The organism is Rhodococcus sp. CX (assembly GCF_015865005.1).
Classification (GTDB): Bacteria; Actinomycetota; Actinomycetes; order Mycobacteriales; family Mycobacteriaceae; genus Rhodococcus.
This window is the reverse complement of sequence record NZ_JADZGH010000259.1, coordinates 37,720-43,415: the sequence shown is the minus strand read 5'-3', so window position 1 is coordinate 43,415 and position 5,696 is coordinate 37,720. Positions and strand designations below refer to the sequence as shown.

The window sequence follows — 5,696 nt, the reverse complement described above, 5'->3', positions numbered from 1 at the left end:
GCACGGGATCGTCGGGTGCGACCTGCTGCGGCTTCCGGTCGTTCGAGTCCAGTTGCGTTGGATGGAAGCGACATTGGCGTCGTGGCACGGGGACTTCGACGAGGCGCGGCGGCAGTACGAGGCCGCGAGGCAGTTCCACCTGCAGACGGAGCTGTACGTCGCCGGCAGCCCCGACCTCGCCGCGAACACCCTCGAGTGGGAACGCGGAATGCTTGCCGATTCGGATCCGGGCTTCGTGGAACCGGATTCGTGGCGGATCGCCATCGCCGCGGCGCGGGGTGACAGGCAGGCCGTGACGACCGAGATCGCACGGTGGTCCGTCGGCCAGGGGCCGTTCACGTGGACCACGCTCGGGCACCGCTCGTTGCTCGCGCGCGTGATCGCCGATCTCGAACTCGTCGAGCACGCGGAGACCTTCATCGAACTGCTCGCGCCGTTCCACGACCGCATCGCCACGGTGGGCCAGGTCGGCGTGATCGGTTCCGTCGCGGAGGCGTCCGCGCGCCTGCACGCGCTGCTCGGACGTGTCGAAACGGCCCACGAGCTGCTGGACCGGGCCGAGGAGCTCGCCACACGGACATCGAGCCCTCCGACGTTGCTGCGCTGCCGGTTGCTGCGCACCCAGCTGCGGGCGGCCTCGCCGGAACGGGACCGGGCGATCGAGCAGATCGCCGACGAGGCCTCCCGTCTCGGGATGTTCGGACTGGCCGACTACGCGCGCTCGATTCTGGACTGACGCTGCCCTTGGCCGTTGCTTGGACGGGCCGGCCGCTCGAGTCAAGAACCGGCCAAGGCAGCTCCTCCATCCTTCCTTCACACCCGCAACACGGATGGAAGGAAGTCCCGATGACCAACACGACACCTGCGGTGGCCGCATCGATCGAATCGCTCCGGGCGGCGGTGTCCGGCGCGGTGGCGTTGCCCGGTGAGCCCGGATACGAGCTGGCGACTCCGTGGAACGTCGCGGTGCCGGTCCGGCCGCACGCGGTGGTCGAGGTGGAGAGCGCCGACGATGTCGCCGCGGCCGTGCGATACGCGGCGGACCACGGATTGAAGGTCGCCGTTCAGCGCACCGGCCACGGCGCGGTCCCGCTGGGCGACGACGTCCTGCTGGTTCATACCGGCCGGCTGACCGAATGCGCGATCGATCCGGACGCCCGCACCGCACGGCTCGGGGCCGGTCTCGTGTGGCAGGACGTCATCGACGCCGCGACACCGCACGGACTCGCGCCGCTGGCGGGATCCTCCACGACCGTCGGCGTCGCCGGCTTCCTCACCGGCGGCGGCATCGGGCCGCTGGTGCGCACCTACGGATTGTCGTCCGACTACGTGCGCGCCTTCGACATCGTGACCGGCAACGGCGAGGTGCTGCACGTGACACCCGAGGAACACGCGGAACTGTTCTGGGGGCTCCGCGGCGGCAAGGCGACCCTCGGGATCGTCACAGCCGTCGAGATCGAACTGCTGCCCGTCACCCACTTCTACGGCGGAGCACTCTATTTCGACGGATCCGACGCGGCCGCGGTCGCCCACGCGTGGTTGGACTGGTGCGCCGAACTGCCCGAGCACAGCACGACGTCGATCGCGTTCCTGCAGCTGCCCCCGCTGCCGCAGGTGCCCGCGCCGCTCGCGGGTCGCCTGACCTTCGCGGTCCGCTTCGCCAGCCTCGCGGACCCGGCGGAGGCCGAAGCCCTCCTCGGCCGCCTGCGTGCGGTCGCGACCCCGATCCTCGACGGCATCGGAACCTTGCCGTTCGCCGCCATCGCCGCGGTGCACGCCGACCCTGTCGACCCGATGCCGACCCACGAATACAGCGCGCTGACAAATGAACTGACGCACGAGGCGATCGACGCCCTGCTGTCGGTCGCGGGACCGGGATCGCACTCGCCGCAGACCGTCGTCGAAGTCCGGCAGCTCGGCGGCGCGCTGGCCCGGGAACCGCGGCACCGCAGCGCCTTCTGCCACCGCGACGCGCAGTTCGCGGTGATGGTCGCCGGTGTGCTGGCGCCGCCCACCGCGGAGAACGTGGTCGGGCACGCCCGCACCATCGACCGGGCGCTGGCGCCGTGGACCACCGGCCGGCATCTTCCCAATTTCGCGGCCAGCGCCGACCCGGCCACCATCGCCCGCGCCTACGACGACGACACCGCCCACTGGCTCAGCGCACTCGCCGACGAACACGACAGCAACGGTGTGCTGCGCGTCGGGCAGGTCGTGCGCCGTGACCGCTGACCGGCGGCACCGGCTCGACCCCACGAACACCATCACCTCGAAAGGCACACCCATGCATACGGTTCGGACCGCTACCGGGCTCGGACTCGCCGCTCTCGCCGTACTTGCGGTCGCGGGTTGCGGTGACTCGTCCACCCCCGTCGCGCACGGCTCGCAGGCGCACGGCCACGAAGCCACCCTCTACGGTGCGGAACAATCCCTCGGGGAGGGCAGGTCCAGGACGTACATCACGGTCGACGACGCGGGAACGCCCCAGGAGATCGGCATCCGGATCTCCGAGTCCGCACTCACCGGGCTGCCGGAGGGACCGGACGCCGCGATGACGATGCTGATGCTGGACCTGCCGTCCGGCGCACCCGAGACCGGTTTCGACCACGTCATGCTCGACTGGAACCCGAACGGCCACGAGCCCGAGGTCCTCTTCGGCAAGCCACATTTCGACATGCACTTCTACACGACGGACACCGAGAGCGACGTCGATCCTGCCGCCCCCGACTTCGCGACCCGGGCCGCCACTCTTCCCGAACCGCAGTATGTTCCGGCCGGGTACGGTCCGCCGCCGGGGCCCGCGGCGGAGAACACCGTGCCGTTCATGGGCATGCACTGGACGAATGCCGCCGACGGCGCGATACCCGGATCGTTCGACTTCACCGAGGTGCTGCTCTTCGGAACGTGGGACGGCGAGTTCACGTTCATCGAACCGATGATGACCCGCGAGTGGCTCGCCACCAAACCACAGATCCGCGAAGAGGTCAGTCAGCCCGCCGCCTACCAGCGGACCGGGTACTTCCCGACCGTCTACACCGTCGACTTCGACGAGGAGGCGGGGGAGTACGTCATCGCACTGTCGGGTCTGACGCTGCGCGAAGCCTCGTAGCCCCGACCGGTGCCACCCGGGCGAGGAGGGGTCGCCCGGGTGGCGCCGTGTCGCGTCAGCTGTCCGACACCGCCACGCCGCCGCCACGCGACCGGCTTCCCACACCCGGGATCCGGGTCCACAGTGCCGCCGCGACGAGCGCAACGGCACCGAGAGCGATCAACGCATACGGCCACCACTGCGGACCGGTCGTCGTCGTGGTCGTGGCCGACGGCTCCACCTGGGCACCGGAGACGCGCGGCAGCGCGTCCGTTGCCGATCTGACGTTGTCCGCGATCCCCGCGACCACACCGGCCACCGGCTCCACACCGTCGACGAGTTGTCCCGTGCCGTCCGACAGCGCCCGTCCGCCGTCGTCGAGCAGCACGAGGCCGTCGCGGAGCTGTGCGGCTCCTCCGGCGGCCTGCGACATCCCCGCCACGAACCGGGCGTTCGGATCGGTGAGCTCGTAGGCGAGTTGCCGGGCGCCGTCGCGGAGCAGGCCGAGCTGGTCGAGGGTGTCCTGGCCGAGGCCCTGGGTGTTCAGCGTGTCGACGAGGGTGCGCAACTGTCCGGCGGCGCTCTGCGACACCGGGTCGGGGGAGGCACCGAGGGTGTCGGCGACGGTGGTGAGCTGCTCGGTCACCGTTCCCTGCATCGCACCGAACCCGGTGAGCCGGCCGACCACCTCGTCGACTCCGCCGCTGATCTGCGTCGCGCCGTCGCCGAGTTCGGCCACGCCGCCGTCGAGCTGATCCAGCCCGGTCGCGAGCTGTTCGCCGCCCTCTCGTGCCTGCCGGAGACCGTCCGAGAGCTGACGCGCACCGTCGTCGAGCTGACGGCTGCCGTCGGTGAGCTGCCCGACGCCGCCGTCGAGCATCGACAGGGGCAGTCCGGCACGCTGCAGACGGGAGCGGGCCGCGTCGACGCCGTCATCGGAGTCGGCCGCCGGCTGCGGGGACTCGGCCACGGTCACCGTCGTCGACGGTGCATCGAGATAGGCGAATGTGGAGCCTGTTGCGAGAAGGACCAAGCCGGCCGCGATGAGGATGGAGACAACACGTGAAAGCACGTTCGGCCACGGTACAGCCCGATTGTGAGAATTCCTTGGCAACGTGATGTCGGTCTCCGCACACCGCATAGACACACGCGCGGTGCGGGCAGCGCGCGTGTGTCCGCCCGCTCGGCGGGTGTGGCCGGAGGACGAAACGCCGAAGGCCCTTCCGCGCTGCGGAAGGGCCTTCGATGGTGCTTCACGAGTCGGGGTGGCGGGATTCGAACCCACGACCTCTTCGTCCCGAACGAAGCGCGCTACCAAGCTGCGCCACACCCCGTGTTGAACCTCAGATAGATTACAGCACCATTCCTCGGAAGATTAAATCGCCTGGTCAGCGGGGAGAAATCGCGCTTTCCGCGGCACGGTCGGCGGCGGCGAGAGCCTCGTTGCGCGGGGCCGGGACGAGGGTCAGCAGCGTCGCCTCCGGGCGGCAGCAGAACCGGGCCGGGGCGAACGGCGACGTGCCGATGCCGGCCGACACGTGCAGCCGCATGTGGGCTCCCCAACGCGACGGTCCCTTCACCCGCGACCGATCGATCTGGCAGTTGGTCACGAGAGCACCGAAGAACGGCAGGCACAGCTGCCCGCCGTGGGTGTGGCCCGCCAGCACGAGGTCGTAGCCGTCGTCGGCGAAACGGTCGAGGACCCGCGGCTCGGGCGAATGCGTCAGGCCCAGCTTCAGGTCGGCGAGGGGATTGGGCTGACCCGCGATCGTGTCGTACCGGTCCCGCTCGAGGTGCGGATCGTCGACACCGGCCGCGGCGATGCGCACGCCCCCGACCTCGAACTCGCGCCGCACGTGCGTCATGTCGTGCCAGCCGCGTTCGCTGAACGCCGCGCGCAGGTCGCCCCACGGCAGGGGCGCGCCGTACACGCGCTGGTGGTTCTTGTCGAAGTACTTCAACGGGTTCTTCAGCACGGGCGCGAAGTAGTCGTTGCTGCCGAACACGAACAGGCCGGGACGGGCGAGCAGACCGCCCATCGCCTGCACGACGGCCGGCACGGCCTTCGGATGCGACAGGTTGTCGCCGGTGTTGACCACGAGGTCCGGTTCCAGCCGGTCGAGTTCGCGCAGCCAGTTCTGCTTGAGCCGCTGGTTCGGCATCATGTGCAGATCGCTGAGGTGAAGCACGCGCAGCGTCGACGTGCCGGGCTCGAGGACCGGCATCGTCACCTCCCGCAACGCGAACGCGTTGCGTTCGATCAGGGTGGCGTAGCCGAGTCCGAGGGCGGCCGCGCCGGCGGCACCGGCAGCTGCGCGGAAGAGTGCGGAGTGGTCAGACACGCATCCAGCGTACCGCCGGGCCTCGACTGTGCACGGTCTTCATCCTCGCCGCGTAGCGTTCGGAGCATGTCCGAGACTTCACAGTCCCTCAAGTCCACCATCCGATCCGACCTCACCGCGGCGATGAAGGACAAGGATCCGCTCCGCACCGCGACCCTGCGGATGCTGCTCGCCGCCATCCAGACGGAGGAGGTCGCCGGGAAGGAAGCCCGCGAGCTCACCGACGAGGAGATCGTGAAGGTTCTCGCGCGCGAATCCAAGAAGCG

At 69.9% G+C, this 5,696-nt stretch carries 5 protein-coding genes, 1 tRNA gene and 1 pseudogene; 4 read left to right on the top strand and 3 right to left on the bottom strand.

The annotated features are described in order from the left end of the window. From I0Q12_RS34200 to I0Q12_RS28325, 3 genes and pseudogenes are all read left to right on the top strand, one after another. A pseudogene (locus I0Q12_RS34200) lies at positions 1–736 on the top strand (transcriptional regulator); the annotation flags it as partial. 110 nt (positions 737–846) lie between these two features. Beyond that, positions 847–2,232: an FAD-binding oxidoreductase gene (locus I0Q12_RS28330; RefSeq protein WP_197256880.1), complete on the top strand. Its 1,386-nt coding sequence runs from the start codon at positions 847–849 to the stop codon at positions 2,230–2,232. A 52-nt stretch (positions 2,233–2,284) separates the two neighbouring features. Beyond that, on the top strand, positions 2,285–3,109 hold the full coding sequence (locus I0Q12_RS28325; RefSeq protein WP_197256878.1) for a DUF5602 domain-containing protein: 825 nt from the start codon (positions 2,285–2,287) through the stop codon (positions 3,107–3,109). 55 nt (positions 3,110–3,164) lie between these two features. On the opposite strand, the gene I0Q12_RS28320 is transcribed toward I0Q12_RS28325, so the two are convergent. From I0Q12_RS28320 to I0Q12_RS28310, 3 genes are all read right to left on the bottom strand, one after another. Beyond that, entirely contained in the window at positions 3,165–4,160 is a 996-nt protein-coding gene (locus I0Q12_RS28320) for a hypothetical protein (RefSeq protein WP_197256876.1), read from the bottom strand. A gap of 188 nt (positions 4,161–4,348) precedes the next feature. Beyond that, a tRNA-Pro gene (locus I0Q12_RS28315) sits at positions 4,349–4,422 on the bottom strand. Between the two features lie 54 nt (positions 4,423–4,476). Next, positions 4,477–5,430, bottom strand: a complete 954-nt coding sequence (locus tag I0Q12_RS28310) for a metallophosphoesterase (RefSeq protein ID WP_197256874.1) — start codon at positions 5,428–5,430, stop codon at positions 4,477–4,479. 66 nt (positions 5,431–5,496) lie between these two features. Between I0Q12_RS28310 and I0Q12_RS34195 the strand changes: the two genes are divergently transcribed. Then, on the top strand, positions 5,497–5,696 hold a 200-nt coding region (locus tag I0Q12_RS34195; protein WP_231611634.1), incomplete at its 3' end, for a GatB/YqeY domain-containing protein.

Coding starts and splice junctions, on each gene's coding strand:
- I0Q12_RS28325 (WP_197256878.1), top strand. CDS start 2,285: ATGCATACGGTTCGGACCGCTACCGGGCTCGGACTCGCCGCTCTCGCC.
- I0Q12_RS28330 (WP_197256880.1), top strand. CDS start 847: ATGACCAACACGACACCTGCGGTGGCCGCATCGATCGAATCGCTCCGG.